Below are 19,070 nucleotides of genomic sequence, written 5' to 3'. Positions count from 1 at the left end.
ACCTTAATTGTACGAACACGATTTATTTCGCTAAACTAATTGGTAGACAGATCTTATACGTTTATAAGTACATCTTGTGAGCGAATGGGCCTTTACACATTCTTGTATTTAATTCAGGCTGCTTATCGTATCTGTTGCTAAAGTACACAATGATTTCTCTGCTTCGGCAACTCTGGGGTAGAGAAGTGATTTTTTGATCTACTGTCGTTATTTGTTACTTTTATTGTCTTTAATTGGGCTATGCTAGGATTATGTACAGATAAACTAAACTATTCTGCCGTTTCCTGATTCCGTACGTAACCATAGGGCAGAAATCAATAAGAGGGCAGCGCTGATAGATAGGCCAGACGGCCGGACCACTTTGTGTAACCCTTATTGTATGTGTATATGGTTGACTTATTACTATGATTGAGCGTGAATCGTCAGAGCCGTTTTTAGCCGGCGGTGGAGAGATGGGCCACTTGATCCGATCGATGGATTGGGCAAATACACCCCTTGGTCCTATTTCTTCCTGGCCTCAGAGCTTGCGAACATCGGTTAGCTTGTGCCTCTCGTCAACGTTTCCTATTCTTATTGCCTGGGGTCCAGAAACCATTCAGCTTTACAATGACAGTTACCGACCCATCTGTGGTGCCAAGCATCCAGAATCGATGGGACAAAATTTCCGTATCTGCTGGGAAACGGCGCTGCCCGTTGTTGGGAATGCCTTTACGCGGGGGCAGCAGGGTGAAGGGACCTACATTAAAGACCAGCGTATGTTTCTGGATCGGTATGGCTATCTGGAAGAAGCGTTCATGACGTTTTCTTTCGCGCCCATCCGGGATGAGTCCGGTGGTGTAGGCGGTATTTTCCACCCCATCACCGAAACAACCGACAAGATGCTCAGCGCACGCCGTACCCAGGTTCTACGGGATGTGGCTGCCCTCGTTGGACAGGCAAAAACCAATCAGGATATCTACGTCAGTTTAGTAGAAGCGCAGAGCGGGTTTGAACTGGATCTGCCTTATTTACTGCTTTACGAACTAGAGGAGGATGGAAAACATGCCAGGCTCGTCAGTACGGCTGGTCTGGTAGCCGATGTACCGGTACCGCTTGGTTTGGAACAGTTGGTCGTAGCCGAAACGGACTGGCTCGCCAATTTGCCGGAAACGCTGGTTATTGACCGGTTGGCCGAGCGTGTCGGACCCCTTGTGGGCGGTCCTTATCCGGAGTTGCCCCATACTGCCGTCCGGCTGCCCATTCTTTTGTCGACCCGCGAGCAGCCCACCGGATTTTTACTCGCGGGTGTCAGTTCACGTCGGGCACTCGATCAGGATTACCTTAACTTCTACGCGCTTCTGGCCAATACTATTAGCACGGCTTTCTCGAATGTGCATGCGTATCAGGAAGAGCAGAAACGAGCCGAAGCACTAGCCGCTATCGACCAGGCCAAAACCGCTTTCTTCAATAACGTCAGCCATGAATTTCGGACACCGCTTACCCTGATGCTCGGCCCGCTGGAAGAGCTGCTGCAGGATACTGCCCTCCAGGAATCGACTTATAAACAACCCATAGAAGCCACTCACCGCAATGCCATGCGGTTGCTGAAACTGGTCAATAACCTGCTCGATTTCAGTCGTATTGAAGCCGGTCGGGTAAAAGCCAGCTTTCGTCCTGTCGATCTGGTCGGGCTGACCGTCGATCTTACCAGCAGTTTTCGCTCCCTGATCGAACGGGCCGGATTGGAATTAACCGTCGACTGTGAGCCGCTACCCGCTGTGGTGTATGCCGATGCCGAGATGTGGGAGAAAGTCGTGCTCAATCTGCTGTCGAATGCCTTTAAGTACACGCTGAAAGGCCATATTGGGGTTCAACTGACTGCAGAATCCGATGGCGCTGTCCTTCGGGTGTCAGACACCGGTGTGGGCATTCCGGCGGCAGAGTTGCCCCATATGTTTGAGCGTTTTCACCGGGTTGCCAATGCCGGTGGCCGGACTTACGAGGGCAGCGGCATTGGTCTCTCGCTGGTGCATGAACTGGTGCGTCTGCATGGCGGCACAATTACCGTAACAAGTCAGGAAGGCGAGGGGAGTACGTTCACGGTACGTCTGCCACTGCGGAAAGATCACCTGCCCCAAGATCAGGTGATCGAAGGCAGCTACCAGAATCAGAAGAGCCTGTTGACCGATACGTTCCTGCAGGAAGCCCGGACGATGCTCTCGGAAGAGATGCTGCCCATAGACGTTGGCATAATGTCGTCGGAATCGGTTGAGTTCGATCAGGCAACGAAGATTCTGGTGGTCGACGACAATGCCGACATGCGGGCGTACCTGACCCGGCTGCTGGCCCCTTATTTCACCGTTAGCACTGCCGTGAATGGGGCCGATGCGATTCGGCAATTGGCAACAGACCTGCCTCAGCTTATCCTGAGCGATATTATGATGCCGGTGATGGATGGGAAAGAACTGCTGCACCGGGTGAAGCAAAATCCGGTTACGGCTTCTATTCCGCTTATCTTTTTATCGGCCAGAGCCGGTCAGGAAGCCCGAATAGACGGGCTCGAAGCCGGAGCAGACGACTACCTGGTAAAACCGTTTTCGAGCTTGGAGCTCCTGACCAAAATTAGGGCGCAGATTAACCTGAACCAGACCCGTCGACAGGGCGAAATCCGTCTGCGAAGTCTGGTAGAGCAGGCTCCGGTAGCCATGCTCCTGATGAAAGGCAGTAATTTAATCATCGATCTGGCTAACCAGGCCATGCTGGAGCTTATTCAGCGGGAAAAAGATATACTAGGCAAACCCCTTGTCGACGCAATGCCGGAATTGAACGGTCAGGGGTTTATAGACCGCTGCCTAACGGTGTACCAGACGGGTGTTCCCGATCAGGGGTGGTCCATTGCCATACCCGTTAACCGGAACAACCGGGTCGAAACGGGTTATTTCAATATACTGCTTACACCTTATTATGAGGGAAATGTCATTACGGGCGTACTGGAGGTATGCACCGAAATCACCGAGCTTGTAAAGGTTAACAAGGCGCTGGCCATCAGCGAAGACCGGTACCGACAGCTATCAACGGCCCTGGATGAGCAGGTTCAGCAACGCACGGCGGAGCTACAGGCGTCGATCCACGATTTGCAGCGGTCTAACGACAACCTTCAGCAGTTCGCCTATGTGGCGTCGCACGATTTGCAGGAACCGTTGCGCAAAATACAGTCGTTCGGTGATCTCCTGAAAAATCAGTATGCCGACAATCTGGGCGAAGGCATCGACTATCTGAAACGGATGCAGACGGCGGCCAATCGAATGTCGACGCTCATCCGCGACTTGCTGAGCTTCTCCCGAATCACCACTCGCCAGGAAGTGACCGAGATTGTTTCACTGACCGAAGCGCTCAGTCTGGTAGTCCTGGATCTGGAGGTAATGATTCAGGAGACCAGCGCCGAGATGCGAATCCATCCGTTGCCAACGGTATTGGGCGACCGTTCGCAACTGATTCAGCTCTTTCAGAATTTGCTATCCAACGCCCTTAAATTCCGCCGGAAGAGTTCGACCGGTGTGCCCGTGCCGCCGGTAGTTGAGGTAAGTGCCCAACTGGTAAACGTGTCGCAACTTCCTTCCACTGTAAGGCCCACCCGCTCGGTGGATGCGTATTACCGCATCGATGTGACGGACAATGGAATCGGATTTAATGAGAAATACCTGGATCGCATTTTTCAGGTGTTTCAGCGGCTGCATGGCAAAAGCGAGTTTCAGGGTACAGGGATCGGTCTGGCCATTTGCGAAAAGGTAGTTGCGAATCACGGGGGCGTAATTACGGCCCAAAGTCAGCCCGACGAAGGGGCTACCTTCAGCGTATATCTACCAGCAGTTTCGTTTCAGGACTAGTAAAATCGCGCGAAATTCGGCTGGCTGGCAGTATAGTTACTTCCTGCTCCTCTTTACTTTTGCACCAATAAAATCCTGCGAAGGCCTATTTTTGCGTCATGAATATCCTCTCAATGAGCCAGACGCTGTTTTACCTTATCGAACAGCAACCGAATTCTGAAAAAGCCGTAACCTACCTGCGTCAGCAGGCCGATACCTTTTCGTCAAACCCTCAGGTAGCTGTCTTTTACCGGGTTTTTACCGCCTTACCGCGTTTTGTGGGGAAACAACCCGTCGCTGTTCCGGCGGATATACAGTTTGCTTTGCTGCGGGTACGGCCCGGCTTCACCGTTCAGGACTGGACCCTCGACCGGCTGGCGCGGGTATGGTGGCTGCTGCAACTCCCCGCCGATAACCAGACTACGTACGTTAAAACCATCAGCGAACTCTTCAAAGCGGGCGAACTGAACGAACTGGTTGCCCTGTATTCGGCTCTGCCTGTATTGGCCCATCCCGAAGCCTGGAAGTTTCAGGCGACGGAAGGTATTCGGAACAACATCGCCGATGTGCAGTCGGCCATTATGCTGCACAACCCGTATCCCGCCGACTACTTCGACGAACCCGCCTGGAATCAGCTGATTATGAAGGCGTTTTTTACAGATAAAGACGTTACGCAGATCATCGGTCTGAATGAACGCAACAACGCCCGGCTCGCTCAAACGCTGACAGACTTTGCTGCCGAACGCCGGGCGGCCGGGCGTAGTTTGCCCGCTCACATGGAGGAGTTAATGTGATCAACCAGACCTGTAAGCCGGGCCGTCGAAGCGGTTTCAAAAACCTTGTAGGTCTATACTTGGTCTACTAATAAAACCGGTACGAAATACCCGCTGAGATCATGAGCGAGGGGGCACTATTCTTCAATAAATCGTAGTTGAAGAAGATATTCTGGTACTGCGCCTGAATTTCAGCCCCCAGCCCCTGTTCGCGTTTGCCGTAATACTTTACGCCAATGGCGGGTGCTATTGCACCCTTGAACCCGTTCGACTGGTCGGCCAGCGTGCCGAAGTAATTGGTATAATCGACATAAGCGCCACCACCAGCCATCTGCACATAAGGTCGAAGGGCGGCTGCATTATCGGCAAAGTAATAAGAAAGCGACACCATAGCCGGAATAACCGACAGCGTTCGGGTCTGTACAGCCGAAATAGACTGGTCGCCATAGTCGTACACTTGCCGGTCGAGTCGCTGCTTGTTATACTGATAACCGGTTTTTATGCCAATGGCGAACCGCTTTGGAAACAGCCATTCGCCTTCCAGGGCAAAGTTAGTCGGCGATACTTTGTCTATATACCCCTGCGTACCACCCATCGGGAAAGCAACGCCGTACCGGGCGGCAATATTGAACGTCACGTACTCCTGATAGGGCGACGGGAACTCGTTGTTACCCGAATTGTCATTTCTATACTGTGCCCAAGTCGTTGTCGTTAACGCCATGAGGGCCGCAAATGCGATGATCGATTTCATAATATCTTATTCAGAAGCCTTTAAATAAGGCGATTGGTTAAAAATGGCCGTTATAGCGTTGTCGACGGCTTGCTGATCTGTAACATCAGCACCCCGGATGGTAGCGTCATAAATGACGTTCAGCTGAGGTTGACCGGTGCTGGTACCTGTTCCGGCAGTTGGCCGGTTTTTCAGGTCCACAATCTGAACTTCCCAGTACTGGTCGGTTACCTGATACGTATAGTAACTTGGGTAATAGGGCGAATAGCCATAACCGCCCAAACCGCCAAAACCACCCCAGTAGCCCGAATAATACGAGTACGGATTGGAGGCTACACCGGTATACTGGTTGTTGACCTGGATGATCGCCACACCTAAGTCCGCATTGTCGCCCCGGTTAACCCGCTGAAACCCTTTTGCCGTCAGGGCATTTGCTACGTTTGTCACAAACCGGCTAGAAAGAGGTGTTTGAGACGTAGCGTACGAATCGTTCGACTCAATAATGACGGAGTCTGGAAGGCTGAACGTCTTATACTGACCAAAGTTGACCGAGCGGTCATAGTTCGTTATATAAACCGGGCTATCCGCCGGGCTCAGGTCCTTGATGGCATTTTCCCGGCAGGAGAGTAATCCGCCACCCGCTATAAGCAGTAAAACTGCCCCCAGTTTCCACTTTCCTGCTTTACGTTGTTGATGCATGTTCATATTCATGGTTGCATTTGTTGTAAGACTATCTATAAAACGAATAGAGTAGTGTGAAGTTTGTGCCGATTGAATTAAATGTTGCTAAAAAACGTGCAGAACGGGGGTAATTTTTGCAGAACTTTGCTGCCCAATTAACGAGTACTTAATGCCTCTAACGTAGAACTATTATGGATTTTATGGATTCAATTCGTGGCATGTCGTTTTTCGATATGCACGTCCACATGACATCCCGTACCACAGACGACTATCAGGCGATGGCCGACGCGGGCGTAGTGGCCCTGATCGAACCGGCTTTCTGGCTAGGACAGCCCCGCACGGGCGTCGACTCATTCCGGGATTATTTCGCCAGTCTGGTAGGCTGGGAGCGATTTCGGGCGTCGCAGTTTGGTATTCGGCACTATTGTACCATTGGATTGAACTCCAAGGAGGCAAATCAGGAAGAATTAGCGGAGCAGGTTATGGAAATCCTGCCATTATTTATCTATAAAGAGGGTGTAGTTGGGGTAGGCGAAATCGGCTTCGACGATCAGACGCCCGCCGAGGATAAATACTACCGGGCACAACTGGAATTGGCTCGGGAAGCCGGGTTACCCGTACAGATTCACACGCCCCACCGCGATAAAAAACAGGGCACTAGCCGGAGTATGGATATCGCTATCGAGCACGGCATCGACCCCAGCATGGTGATCGTTGACCATAATAATGAGGAAACGGTGCGCGAAGTGCTGGACCGTGGTTTCTGGGCAGGTTTCACCATTTATCCGTTTACTAAGATGGGCAACGAGCGCATGGTTGAGGTAGTAAAGCAGTACGGACCTGAGCGTATCATGATCAACTCGGCCGCCGACTGGGGCATCAGCGACCCCCTGGCTGTACCTAAAACGGCCGCCCTGATGAAACAGCGCGGTATTTCGGACGAGGCTATCAAACTGGTGACGTTCACCAACGCTGTAACGGCCTTTGCCCAGAGTGGCCAACTGAGTCTGGAAGAACTCACGCAGCCTATGGGTATCGACCAGAGCCAGCGTTACAACGGAAGCTCCGTTCTGCGCGGTGGCCAGGCCCCACGAGTAGACAAGGAATCGACGATTATTAAATAGAACGATAGCGTTTGTGGTGTCGGGTTCTGGAGCGCCAGCCCGGTCAAACCCGACACGCTTGCGTCAGCAATTGGTATCGGGTTCTTAAACCCGACACCACGGCCCGACACCACTTCATGAGTAAGATTAAAGCACTTCTCTCCCTAACCCGGCCGGCCAATCTGGTTACGTCTGTTGCCGATGTACTGGCCGGTATGGCTATTGCGGGTTATTTTGGCGTTTACGACCCGGCTCCGGCTCCGGTTGGCTGGCTTTGTCTGGCAACAGTTGGGTTGTATGGCGGGGGCGTTGTTTTTAACGATGTATTCGATGCCGAGCTGGATGCTGTCGAGCGGCCCGAGCGGCCCATTCCCAGCGGAGTAGTCCCTAAATCAACGGCTGCACTGCTCGGAACGGTATTGTTTGTGGTTGGTATAGCTGCGTCGTTTGCCGTTAACCAAATGGCGGGTCTACTGGCAATTGCCATTACCGTAGCCTCGCTGGTTTATGATAAGTTCGGGAAACATCATAACCTGCTTGGTCCTGTAAACATGGGTCTCTGTCGGGGCCTGAATCTGTTGCTTGGTATCAGCATCATTCCCGATCAGGTTATGCCCTGGGCGTGGGTTGGTCTGGTGCCCATTGCCTACATTGCGGCCATCACCATGATCAGTCGGGGGGAAGTGCACGGCGGAAGTCCGACGACACTCCGGTTTGCCGGTATCCTTTATGCGCTGGTGATTGGCTGCCTGGCCGCTCTGGCGCAACGGCAGCAACAGTTGGGTACGGCTCTGCCGTTTCTGCTTTTATTTGGCTACTATATTTTCCCGCCCCTCTGGCGAGCCGTGAAAGAGCCCGTCGGCCGGAATATTGGCCTGGCCGTTCGGGCGGGGGTGCTGTCGCTCATTGTCATGAACGCGGCCTGGGTAGCGGCTTTCGCGTCGTTCCCGCTGGCTATGCTGGTCTTTTGCCTGCTGCCTCTTTCCAGACTACTGGCAAAAGTTTTTGCGGTAACGTAGTGTATGTAAACGGGAATGGGTCAAATGCCATACCTTAAAGATATGGCATTTGACCCATTCCCGTTTACATACTACCACTTACGCGTTAGCAGGCGTGCAGAACTCTTCCAGCGCCATTTCGAGGTGCTGGGCGATCATCTGCGCTGAACGGCCTTCGATGTGGTGCCGCTCAATAAAATGTACGAGTTCACCATCTTTGAAAATACCAATGGCGGGCGACGATGGAGGATAAGGCAACAGGTACTCCCGCATCTTAGCGGTTGCTTCCAGATCGCCACCGGCAAATACCGATACCATTTTGTCAGGCTTAACGGGACTAGCCGCCAAAGCCGCTTTCACACCTGGGCGAGCCGCACCGGCTGCACAGCCGCAAACCGAGTTTACGACGACCAGCATAGTGCCTTCGGTGTTTTCTACTGCGTTCACCACGTCGTCGGCGGTGGTCAATTCTTCAAACCCAACGCTTGTCAGGTCTTCCCGCATCGGGATAAGCAAATGAGGAGGATACATAATTGTTAGTTAGTTAATAAGTTGAGTCGGTAATATTTACCGACTATTTTTTACATAAACCCAAGTTCCAGTTTAGCTACTTCCGACATCAGTTCGGTGGAGTAGGGGGGATCGAAGGTGAGTTCGACGCTCACGTCGCTGACGCCCTCAATGGCCCGTACTTTCTCTTCGATTTCGGCAGGAATCGACCCGGCCGAGGGGCACGAAGGCGAGGTCAGTGTCATGAGGATATACACGTTGTTGACCGGAAATATCTTAATGTCGTAAATGAGACCCAGCTCATACACATCCACCGGAATTTCGGGGTCATAAACACCCTTCAGGGCCAGTACAACTTGTTCTTTAAGTTCTTCGTCTGTCATCTTTTTAGGTCATGTTGTGGTCAAAAGTGGTCAGCGTTTGTCAAAATGCTGCAAAATCCTACCTGATTTCTGACTACTAGTTACCGGTTGAGTATCCCTTCCCGAAGGCTTTCATCCGTTCGATCATAGAAGCTAATCCACCGGCGCGCAGGGATGTAATTAAGTTACCCATGCCCACGCGGGGAATAAAGTATAAATCGGCATTGGCAATATCCTCTGGTTTTTCGCCCGAGAGCACCCGGATCAGCAGCCCGACTAGGCCTTTCGAAATCTGGGCCGTTGGCTCGCTGTCTCCGTAAAAATACAGCCGGTTGTCTTTTAATTCGGCATCGACCCACACTTTCGACTGGCACCCCATAATCCGGTTCTCGTCGGTTTTCTTCGATTCGGGCATAGGGGACAGTTTTTTGCCTAAGTCAATGATGTATTGCGTCTTGTCGAGCTGGTCGTCAAACAAGTCAAATTCCTCGATAATCTCGTCCTGCTTTTCGTTAATAGTCATGCTACTTATAACATCATTTTCTGAACCCGTCGAAGGCCCTGAACAAGCCGGTCGATTTCGTCTCTGGTGTTATAAACCGCAAACGACGCCCGCGTAGTTCCGGCAATGCCAAAGCGCTGCATGAGCGGCTGGGTGCAATGGTGACCCGTCCGGACGGCAATGCCCTGCTGGTCGAGAATAACGCCCGTATCCTGATGGTGAATGCCGTCGAGCACAAACGAAACAACGCCAATTTTGTGTTTTGCCCGGCCAATGATCCGGAGTCCGTTCAGCTCGCTTAACTGCTCGGTCGCGTATTGAAGCAGATCGTTTTCGTGGGCCGCAATGTTCTCTTTGCCCAGACCCGCCATATAGTCGAGCGCCGTTTTGACGGCAACTACATCGGCAATATTGGGCGTGCCCGCTTCGAATTTATAGGGTATCTCGTTATAAGTCGTTTTAGCAAACGTTACTTCCTTAATCATTTCGCCACCACCCCGGTAGGGAGGCATCGAATCCAGTAACTCCTTTTTGCCGTACAGCACACCCATGCCCGTTGGGCCGTATAGCTTGTGAGCCGACAGAACATAAAAATCAGCGTCAAGCGCCTGAACGTCAAGGTCAAGGTGCGAGCTGGCCTGTGCACCGTCGATCAGCACCACGGCGCCAACGGCATGGGCTTTGTCGATGATGGTTTTGACGGGATTGATGGTGCCCAGCGAGTTCGACACATGAACACAGGAAACGAATTTGGTGCGTTCGGTCAGGAGTTTTTCGTACTCGTCAATGAGCAGCTCGCCTTCGTCATTTACAGGAATGACTTTCAGGATGCAGCCCTTTTCTTCACACAGCATCTGCCAGGGCACAATGTTGGAATGGTGCTCCATAGTCGAGATAATGATCTCGTCGCCTTCGTTAAGGAAACGGCGTCCGTAGGTCTGCGCTACCAGGTTGATACCATCTGTGGTGCCGTAGGTGAAGATGATCTCCTGCCAGTGTTTGGCATTCAAAAAATCCTGAAATGCCCGACGCGACGCTTCGAAAGCCGCCGTCGCTTTTTCGGCCAGGTGGTGAATACCCCGGTGAATATTGGCATTATACCCTTCGTAATAGTCCGTCAGCGCATTAATGACCGCCGTGGGTTTCTGATTGGTAGCGGCATTATCTAAATACACCAGCGGACGACCGTTCACCTGTTGATCGAGGATGGGGAAATCCCGGCGGATTTGCTGAATATCGAGGGTTGTTTCTATCGCTGATTGCATGTCGTGTTCGTATCGAAAAGAGGATAAATAGTCATTCTATTCACCCAAAGGTCATTGATAAAACGTAAAGTAAGGGCGGTTAGGTTCGTACGCAGACTACCGTCTTTTCAAAACGATGACCTGATTGCGCAGCGTTTTGTTTACCCGGAAATTATCATCGGCCATGAGAATCAGCGTCTGATGCTGTTCATCGGCCCAGGCCATCGCTTCCAGATTACAGACGCTACCCGGAAACTGCCGGTTAAAATCAAACGCCAGCTCTTTCTGCAGTATGTGGGTGGTTTCGTCGGGTGTGGCCAGATAGAGGTTTGCCGTTACCCGTTTCTGTACATTATCATAACACCGTTCCAGTATTAGTAATCGTTGGTCATCGACGGCCAGTATTTCGGAGATGCCGCCCGTTCGTTCTTCGCCCTGCGCAAATAGACAACGGTCGATACGGTATTTGTAACGCGCTACAACGGGGTCGGCATCCAGTGGATGTTGATACCGGAAAAACGTAATCGTGTCCTGATTCAGATTGGTTTCACCTTCCCAGCCCGCTTCTGGAGCCACCCAGAGTGCGCCAGATGGCATAATTGCTAATCCTTCGAGGCCTTTGTTTGGGGCGGGGAGGGGTATTTTCAAAACTGTCTGAGCGGCACTATCGCGAATGGCTTTACCATATTGTATAGAGGTTACGTGCTCGTGCTCATCGGTCCAGAAGTACATTCCTCCTTTGGCATCATACCGGGCATTCTCAAACCAGTAGGGTGTTTTCTCGGCTGCGGTCAACTGAGAGGCATCGCCCAGATCGCGAATGCTGCGAATGTTGGTGAACGTAAAATGCCATCCCCGGTCACTCACCAGATGCCACTCGCCCGTAGTCGGTATGATCTCCAGCCCCGAAATACCCCGTAAACTATCCTGAACGAACGGCATCGTGATCGAATCGCCCTCGAAGATGAACCGGACATTCTGCCCGTAGGTAGTAGCGTAGGTGAGGAGATAGGTTAGAAGGGTGAGGAGCCGCAGAGCCATTCGGTGTAGATTAGAAACGTATAATGGTTAATGTATAATGAATAATGTTCCATCGGGCAGCCATTGTTCATCATACATTAACCATTATACATTAACCTTTTTACTTCGTCAGCTTCTCCCGAACGACCCCTTCGAGGTATTCGCGGATGGGCTTGATTTTGATCTGGCTCAGTACGTCCTGCGAGAAGGCGTACAGCAACAGTGTCCGGGCTTCGTCTTTAGGAATACCGCGCGACCGCATGTAGAAAAGGGCTTCGTCGTTCAGCTGGCCGGTAGTCGTTCCGTGCGAACACTTCACGTCGTCGGCATAAATCTCAAGCTGGGGTTTGGTGTTCATGGACGCGCCCGGCGATAGCACTACATTTTTGCAGGACTGGTAGGCATTGGTTTTTTGCGCGTCGGGCCGAACAAAGATCTTGCCGTTGAATACGCCCGTGCTGTTATCGTCCAGAATCCCCTTATACAGTTCGTTGCTGTACGAGTTGGGCATGGCGTGGTCGACCAGCGTATGGTTATCCACGTGCTGGCGACCGTTTGGCATGTAGAGACCGTACATAAAGGCTTCGGCATGTTGGCCGTTGAGCACAATATTCAGGTTGTTCCGAACGAAATGGCCGTTGAGGGTAATCGACGCGGAATAAAAATGGCTGTTGTCGGACTGGTGAACCTGGGTGGTGCCAATATGATACGCTTTCGCCGTTTCGTTGAGTACTTTGTAGTACTGCATACGGGCATCGCGGTCAAGCACAATTTCCGTTACGACGTTGACGAAGCTGGAGCGATCGCCCAGCGTACGGTATGATTCGGCCATCATCACCTCAGCATTCCGGCCAACAACAATGAGGTTGCGGGGTTGTGAGGTTATGTTGTTGACACGGGCATCCGTAACGAAGCGCAGGATGATTGGCTGTTCAACGGTCGTATTGTTTGGCACCCGAACCACTACACCATCACTGGCCATGGCCGTATTGAGCGCCGTAAACGCACTGTCCTGATAATCGGCGTAATGAGCAAAATGTGTTCCGACAAACTCAGGATCTGCCTTAATGGCTTCGGCGAAACTGGTAATTTGTATTTGTTCGGCCGGGCTCACTATCCGCGACAGTTCGGGATGGTAGATACCGTTGACGAAATACAGAATGTTGCCTTCCAGGTTCGGGATTTCCAGCGGAGCCAGATCGTCGGCCGTTAGCGATGAGGTTGTATCGAGAGCAAAGTCTTCTTTTATCAGACTATTCACGTTCGAGTACTTCCATTCTTCGTGCCGGATTGTCGGAAATCCTAACTGCTCGAACTGTTTCAGGGCTGCCCGGCGAAGCTGGTGTAACGGCGATTTTCGTTCGCCGTTCATGCGCTCTTCGTTGTCCCGAAAAGACGCCAGCAACTGCTCCTTAAAATCGTTATATGATGCGTAAGAGGGAGTCATTTTTTTAGGTATGATGTATAACGGTGTATGATGTATGATGTATGATATAAACTATACCATACATCATATATAATATATCATACATCAGATGGCTTCAGCTTCGGCCTTGATCCAGTCGTATCCTTTTTCTTCCAGTTCGAGAGCCAATTCTTTCGGCCCCGACTTCACGATACGGCCTTTGTATAGCACGTGTACATAATCGGGTACGATGTAATCCAGTAACCGCTGGTAGTGTGTTACGACAATCGTAGCCCGCTCCGGCGACCGAAGTTTATTGACTCCATCGGCCACAATACGTAGGGCGTCGATGTCCAGGCCGGAGTCGGTTTCGTCCAGAATGGCCAGTTTCGGTTCGAGCATGGCCATCTGAAAAATTTCGTTTCGTTTTTTCTCCCCGCCGGAGAAGCCTTCGTTCAATGACCGGCTGAGTAGCGACTGGTCGATATTGACGAGTTTCATTTTCTCCTTCATCAGCTTCAGGAACTGCACCGCATCGAGCGGGTCCTGCCCGCGATATTTACGGATTTCGTTCAGCGCTGTCTTCAGGAAGTTTGTCGTACTAACGCCGGGGATTTCGATTGGATACTGAAAGGCCAGAAAAATACCCTCGGCTGCCCGTTCTTCAGGAGCCATATCCAACAGGTCTTTTCCATCGAAAAGTACGCTGCCACTCGTTACATCATAATCCTCACGACCTGCTAATACTGACGCCAGCGTGCTTTTCCCCGCACCATTGGGACCCATAATGGCGTGAACCTCACCGGAGTTGATTTCCAGGTTGAGGCCTCTTAATATTTCTTTCTCGCCAATCGAGGCATGTAAATTACTGATGGATAACATAATAGGTTCTATCGTGACACCTCTAAATAAAGCCGCAAAGTTAGCACATGAAATGGCATCTGCGCTGTTAGGTAACAAAATCGGCTGTTTAAAAGTTGACCCAGCCCCGCCTTATTCGCTGATAATCAAAAAACTCGTCTCCGGAAAAGATGTAAGGCCTGTTATGGATGCCAATTTTGTGCGCCATCTATTCATTATCGGTTCTTCTCTAACAGCAAGGGTAATGTCCTGACTTATTTAGGTTGGCGAATAATAAGCCAGCGGCCATTACTAAAAAAATACGGCCCGCAACGTACATATTGCGGGCCGTAGATCAATCTAACCGGGTAATCAGACTAGCGGGGGTCGCCGATGCGTTTGACCCGTTTGGTTTGCTTAACCACAAATGGAACACAGATCTTGGCAGGACAGCAGTTTGTACTGGCAATGATTTCCAGCGGACAGCACTGATTGTTCGGGCAAGTCCCGGTTATAGTTTGCACAGTGTACATACCTGGCTCCGTAATCACCAGTTGAGCACCACTGCCAACCAGTACGCCGTTGCGATACCATTTCAAGTCCGTACGGCCACCAGGAGCCGTCGCCATGATTTGTTCGCCAGCACACAGTTCCATCGGGATGGTTGTGCATACCCGCTTAATATCGCCCGGAATGCTGGCGACGTTGTAGATCACACCACCAGTCATGACCCGGACACTTAGCGTCAGTGTTGCACTGCTGCCAGCGGTTACCACAGGAATTGTCCAGCGACCACCGAAGTTAGTCGTGGCGAAGCTACCAGACGATGCCTGAGCAGATCCTGCCATGTACTGTACACCGGAATCCAGCGAATCCAGAACGACAACGTCGTTGGCGGCACCCGTACCGATATTCCGAATGATCAGCTTGTAGGTAAGTACATCACCGATCTGCGCTCTCGAACGGTCGACCGTTTTCTCCAGTACCAGCTTAGGCTGGGGCACATCCATGCGGTAGATCGTAATCGAACCTTGCGAGGTACATCCCGAAGCGGCTGTGCAGGTAACTGAGTAGAGCGTGGTTGCCTGTGTAGGCTGTACCATGATCACAGACGATGTCTGACCACCTTCTGACCACTTCAGACTGCCATTCGTACAACCCGTAGCCGTTAGCGTTACGGAGCTGGCTGCCGTTACCGTCAGGCTGGAAGCCGTTATGGTTACCGGCGATACAGGTAGAACCGTTACCGTGCCCACCGCCGAAGCTGTGCTACCGGTCGATGTGGTACACGTTGCCGTATAGCTGGTCGTAGTAGTTAGTACGGGCGTTACCAGCGTGCTCCCGGTTGCACCTGTGTTCCAGCGTATCTCACCGACACAGCCACTGGCGAACAACGTACCCGTATTACCGGCGCAGATCGTAGTAGAGGTGACAACGATGGTAACCGGAGTCTGCTCTGTCATTACGGTTACCGAAGCTGTTGCGATACAGCCTGGGGCCGATGCGCACGTTACGGAGTAGACATTAGTTACGTTCATTGGCGTCACGGTGATGTTGGCACTCGTGGCACCCGTCGACCAGGTCAGGTTACCTACGCAACCTAAAGCGGACAAGGTGACCGGTGTACCAACCGTTACCAGCGTGCTGCTTGCCTGCAGGCTAACCACAGGTTTGGGCGTCACGGTAACTGTACCGGTGGCCGACAGCGAGCTGCCTGTTGTTGTTGCGCAGACGGCTGTGTATGTAGTACTGGCAGTCAGGATTGGAGTCACCAGGTTGGTACCCGTTTCTCCCGTATTCCAGCTTACCGTACCCACACACCCACTGGCTGTCAGCGTGGCGCTGGTACCTAAGCAGATCGTTGCCGAGGTGACAGTCAGACTTACCGGAGGCTGCGTCGTAACAATTACCGAAGCCGTTGCCGAACAACTTGCTCCTACGGTACAAGTGGCACTGTAGGTATTGGTTGCGTTGGTTGGCTGTACGATGATGGACATGGTGTTGGCACCCGTCGACCAGCGAATCGTTTCCGAACAACCCACGGCGGTCAGCGTTACAGAGCTACCGGCGGTTACCAGCGTGCTGCTAACATTCAGCGTCAGTACTGGCTGCTCCTTCACGATCAGCGTTACGGCTGCCCGTGTTGCACTCTTACAACCCGTCGATGGATCGACGGCTTCTGCATAGTAGGTTCCGGCTAGCGTTGGCTGATAGCTTGTTCCCGTTGCCAGCAGTGTACCACCCGTTGGGGTAGCATACCAGTTGGCGGTCATACCCGGCAGAACCGTTACTGTCAGTACTGGTATAGGCGCGCCCTGGCAGATCGTTTTATTGCTGCCACTGATTGGCGGAGCCATCGATGAACAATTGAAGTACAAGCCCGCATCAACAGTCAGGTTATCCTTCAGGATACCACCCGCAGCCGGATCAATGATGATCTCCTGCGTCAGACCTGTGTTGAAGTCTGCATCACTGTCGATCTCATCGTTCGTACCTGTGTTTGGTTTCAGGCTCAAGGCGCAACCCGCTGGGAAGGAGCTAGACACGAACTTGACAAGGTAAACACCTTTCGACAGGCCTCCGAAGAGGTAATAGCCGAGAGAGTCTGTTTTCGTCGTTGCCAGTGCTGCACCAACCGGCTGACCAGCCGACGAGGCAAACAGTTGAACGGTTACGTTACCAACTCCTTTTTCGCTCGCATCCTGCAAGCCATTGTTGTTGGCATCTTTCCAGACGTAGTTTCCGATAGACCCTAACTGGCAGGAGCTAACCGTTACCGGCGCACCGGCAGCATCGAGGGCTGCACACAGTTTGCGGGTTGCAATCAGATTCAGTACGTCAGCACCCGTGGTGGTACCCGGTACAATTGCGGACAGATCCAGGTAATTCGGATTAGCCGCGTTGTCGGTGTAAACCAGCGTGTGAATCGTATACAGACCCGTTGCATTCACTACAAACTTAGGTTGCGTACTCGTTGACCGGATTACCAGGTTCGAACCGGACGTCAGTACATACAGCACTTTGTAACCGGCAGGAACAGATGGGGCCGTGTTCATCGTTGCCGAGATCGTCAGCGAGCTACCCGCGGTCAAACAACCCGGTGCATTTGCCAGTAAGGTACCGGCATCTGCCGTGCAAGGCAGCAAGCCGATGTCAACCGTGGTGATGTCTTTCCGGGTTGGATCATTTGGATCAATGACTACATCATCGGAGAAGCCAGTCGTTGGGTCGACGTCGCTGTCTTTGCTATCGTCCGAACCTACATTCTGTTTGGGCGAGATCGCACATTCAGATGGCAGGCTGGAAGCGATAACCTTCACCCGGTAGCTACCGTTCGTCAAATTAGTGAAGAGGTATTTACCCGAAGCATCGGTCGTTGTCGAAGCCACCAGTGAAACGCTGCCTGTCGACAAAACCGTATACAGTTCAACTTTCACATCTTTCACCCCTGGCTCGCCAGTATCCTGCAAGCCGTTGTTGTTTATATCCTTCCAGACAAAGTCACCCAGTGAGCCGTTGTTGGTCGTATACAGACCCGCGTCGACGGTTAGGTTGTCTTTCTTGGATGGTACATCTGGATCGATGCTAATCACTGGCGTAAAGCCGGTCGTTGGGTTGGCATCACTATCCTTCGTTGTATCCGTACCCGAACGTGGCTTGGTGCTAAGGGCACAGTTGGCCGGTAAGGTGCTGGTTATAAAACGTACGACATAGTCTCCTTTCGGAAGTTTATCGAACAGATAATTGCCGTTCACATCCGTGGTGGTGGTTTTAATAGCCGAGCCGGAAGGCTGACCATTTACCGCAGCGTACAGCTCAACCTGCACATCTTTCACACCCACTTCGGTCGCATCCTGAATGCCATTGTTATTGGCATCTTTCCAGACGAAGTCACCAATCGAGCCTGTTGGCTTGTTTACCAGACCGGCATCCACCGTGCGGTTATCCTGGAAGTTTCCTCCGAGGATCGGATCGATATTTACATCACCCGTATACCCGGTAATTGGGTCTGCATCGCTGTCTTTGCTATCGTCGCCTACCGCATTAGCCTTGCTGGATAGCAGGCAGTTTGCCGGAAGCGAGCTTGGAACAAAGCGTACCCGATAGGTATTCTTGCTCAGGTTCGTGAACAGATACAGACCATTTACGTCCGTAATCGTTGACGCTGTCTTCGTCAGAGCACCGGTCGAGGATACCGTATACAGTTCGACGGTAACACCCTGCACACCTACTTCGGACAGGTCCTGGATACCGTTATCATTGGCATCTTTCCAGACATAATCCCCAATTGTACCCAGCGGCACCTGCGGGTTGTACAAACCAGCGTCAATCGTCGGGTTATTCTGGAGAATACCGCCTTTTACGGGGTCCAGCGTAATCACCTGCGAGAAACCGGTAGCCGGGTTGGCATCACTATCCTTCGTATTGTCCGTGCCCACATTTGGCTTGGTGCTTATGGCACAGTTAGCCGGGAACGAGCTGGCTACGAACTTAACGAGGTAGTCACCTTTAGGCAACTTATCGAACAGATAGCGTCCAAGCGTATCGGTCGTCACAGTGCGTATGGTACTGCCCTGAGGCTGGCCATTCACCGCTGCATACAACTCAACCAGTACATTCTTCACGCCGATTTCACCGGCATCCTGCAAACCGTTGTTGTTAATATCTTTCCAGACATAGTCACCAATTGAGCCGGTGGCCGTGTTATACAGACCCGCGTCGATGGTGAGGTTGTCTTTCAGAATACCGCCCTGAACAGGGTCCAGACTGATGACTTGTGACAGACCCGTGGTCGGGTCAGCATCGCTGTCTTTGCTGGTGTCAGTGCCTGACCGTGGCCGGGTGCTGATGGCACAGTTGGCCGGGAACGAGCTACCAATGAAACGAACCAGATAGGTTCCTTTCGACAACTTATCGAAGAGGTACTTCCCGTTCACGTCGGTCGACACTACTCGTAAGGCACTACCCTGAGGCTGGCCATTGACGGCAGCGAAGAGTTCAACCTGTACGTTGGCGACACCCGCTTCCGACGCATCCTGGATACCGTTGTCGTTGGT

At 52.0% G+C, this 19,070-nt stretch carries 14 protein-coding genes; 4 read left to right on the top strand and 10 right to left on the bottom strand.

Annotated features, from left to right (window positions below):
- Window positions 1–404: 404 nt before the first annotated feature.
- Complete coding sequence (locus NT073_RS29340) at window positions 405–3,866, top strand: ATP-binding protein (protein ID WP_297381243.1); 3,462 nt, start codon at window positions 405–407, stop codon at window positions 3,864–3,866.
- Between the two features lie 98 nt (window positions 3,867–3,964).
- Window positions 3,965–4,639 carry an EboA domain-containing protein gene (locus tag NT073_RS29335; RefSeq protein WP_297381241.1) on the top strand — a complete coding sequence of 225 codons (675 nt, stop codon included), beginning with the start codon at window positions 3,965–3,967 and terminating at the stop codon, window positions 4,637–4,639.
- Window positions 4,640–4,706: 67 nt separating this feature from the next.
- Here the strand turns inward: NT073_RS29335 and NT073_RS29330 are convergent, their stop codons facing one another.
- The gene (locus NT073_RS29330) at window positions 4,707–5,369 is read right to left on the bottom strand and encodes a hypothetical protein (RefSeq protein ID WP_297381238.1); all 663 of its coding nucleotides are present in this window, start codon (window positions 5,367–5,369) and stop codon (window positions 4,707–4,709) included.
- 6 nt (window positions 5,370–5,375) lie between these two features.
- On the bottom strand, window positions 5,376–6,047 hold the full coding sequence (locus NT073_RS29325; RefSeq protein ID WP_297381235.1) for a DUF4136 domain-containing protein: 672 nt from the start codon (window positions 6,045–6,047) through the stop codon (window positions 5,376–5,378).
- 173 nt (window positions 6,048–6,220) lie between these two features.
- On the opposite strand from NT073_RS29325, the gene NT073_RS29320 reads away from it, so the two are divergent.
- Window positions 6,221–7,153: a TatD family hydrolase gene (locus NT073_RS29320; protein WP_297381232.1), complete on the top strand. Its 933-nt coding sequence runs from the start codon at window positions 6,221–6,223 to the stop codon at window positions 7,151–7,153.
- A 116-nt stretch (window positions 7,154–7,269) separates the two neighbouring features.
- Window positions 7,270–8,151, top strand: a complete 882-nt coding sequence (gene eboC, locus NT073_RS29315; RefSeq protein WP_297381229.1) for a UbiA-like protein EboC — start codon at window positions 7,270–7,272, stop codon at window positions 8,149–8,151.
- A 78-nt stretch (window positions 8,152–8,229) separates the two neighbouring features.
- Here eboC and NT073_RS29310 read toward each other — a convergent pair whose 3' ends face one another.
- From NT073_RS29310 to NT073_RS29275, 8 genes are all read right to left on the bottom strand, one after another.
- The gene (locus NT073_RS29310) at window positions 8,230–8,661 is read right to left on the bottom strand and encodes a BrxA/BrxB family bacilliredoxin (protein ID WP_297381226.1); all 432 of its coding nucleotides are present in this window, start codon (window positions 8,659–8,661) and stop codon (window positions 8,230–8,232) included.
- Between the two features lie 50 nt (window positions 8,662–8,711).
- Entirely contained in the window at window positions 8,712–9,023 is a 312-nt protein-coding gene (locus NT073_RS29305; protein ID WP_111344449.1) for a DUF59 domain-containing protein, read from the bottom strand.
- 76 nt (window positions 9,024–9,099) lie between these two features.
- Complete coding sequence (locus NT073_RS29300; RefSeq protein ID WP_297381219.1) at window positions 9,100–9,525, bottom strand: SufE family protein; 426 nt, start codon at window positions 9,523–9,525, stop codon at window positions 9,100–9,102.
- Window positions 9,526–9,530: 5 nt separating this feature from the next.
- Window positions 9,531–10,769 (bottom strand): cysteine desulfurase, encoded by a 1,239-nt coding sequence (locus tag NT073_RS29295; protein ID WP_297381216.1) that lies wholly within the window; start codon window positions 10,767–10,769, stop codon window positions 9,531–9,533.
- A gap of 96 nt (window positions 10,770–10,865) precedes the next feature.
- Window positions 10,866–11,789, bottom strand: coding sequence for an esterase-like activity of phytase family protein (locus tag NT073_RS29290; RefSeq protein ID WP_297381213.1), 924 nt, complete (start codon window positions 11,787–11,789; stop codon window positions 10,866–10,868).
- A 100-nt stretch (window positions 11,790–11,889) separates the two neighbouring features.
- Window positions 11,890–13,215, bottom strand: a complete 1,326-nt coding sequence (gene sufD / locus NT073_RS29285; protein ID WP_297381210.1) for a Fe-S cluster assembly protein SufD — start codon at window positions 13,213–13,215, stop codon at window positions 11,890–11,892.
- An 84-nt stretch (window positions 13,216–13,299) separates the two neighbouring features.
- Window positions 13,300–14,055, bottom strand: a complete 756-nt coding sequence (gene sufC / locus NT073_RS29280; RefSeq protein WP_297381207.1) for a Fe-S cluster assembly ATPase SufC — start codon at window positions 14,053–14,055, stop codon at window positions 13,300–13,302.
- Between the two features lie 335 nt (window positions 14,056–14,390).
- Window positions 14,391–19,055, bottom strand: a complete 4,665-nt coding sequence (locus tag NT073_RS29275; RefSeq protein WP_297382146.1) for an SdrD B-like domain-containing protein — start codon at window positions 19,053–19,055, stop codon at window positions 14,391–14,393.
- Window positions 19,056–19,070: the final 15 nt, after the last annotated feature.

This window comes from Spirosoma sp., from assembly GCF_026391055.1.
Classification (GTDB): domain Bacteria; phylum Bacteroidota; class Bacteroidia; order Cytophagales; family Spirosomataceae; genus Spirosoma.
Note: the sequence above shows the minus strand (reverse complement) of the source record. Positions and strands in the feature narration are given on the sequence as shown.